The organism is Streptomyces racemochromogenes, from assembly GCF_044129415.1.
Lineage (GTDB): Bacteria > Actinomycetota > Actinomycetes > Streptomycetales > Streptomycetaceae > Streptomyces > Streptomyces racemochromogenes_A.
Genome location: NZ_JBBDHD010000332.1, coordinates 1 through 467, shown reverse-complemented (window position 1 = coordinate 467; position 467 = coordinate 1). Strand labels below are relative to the sequence as shown.

1 protein-coding gene is annotated in these 467 nt (G+C 70.4%); it reads right to left on the bottom strand.

The window, feature by feature from the left end; genetic code table 11:
• A partial coding sequence (locus WDV06_RS37140) for a methionine adenosyltransferase domain-containing protein (protein ID WP_395514201.1) occupies nucleotides 1–467 on the bottom strand: 467 nt, incomplete at both ends.

Genomic DNA, 467 nt, shown 5'->3' with positions numbered 1-467 from the left:
ACGCGGTCGGTGCGCTCCCAGGTGAAGTCGGGGAGCTCGCGGCCGAAGTGGCCGTAGGCGGCGGTCTGGGCGTAGATCGGGCGCAGGAGGTCGAGGTCGCGGATGATGGCGGCCGGGCGCAGGTCGAAGACCTCGCCGATCGCGTCCTCGATCTTCTGGACGTCGACGTTGGCGGTGCCGAAGGTCTCGACGAACAGGCCGACGGGCTCGGCCTTGCCGATCGCGTACGCGACCTGTACCTCGCAGCGGGCCGCGAGGCCGGCGGCGACCACGTTCTTGGCGACCCAGCGCATCGCGTACGCGGCCGAGCGGTCGACCTTCGACGGGTCCTTGCCGGAGAAGGCACCGCCACCGTGGCGGGCCATACCGCCGTACGTGTCGATGATGATCTTGCGGCCGGTCAGACCGGCGTCACCCATCGGGCCGCCGATCTCGAAACGCCCCGTCGGGTTGACCAGCAGCCGGTA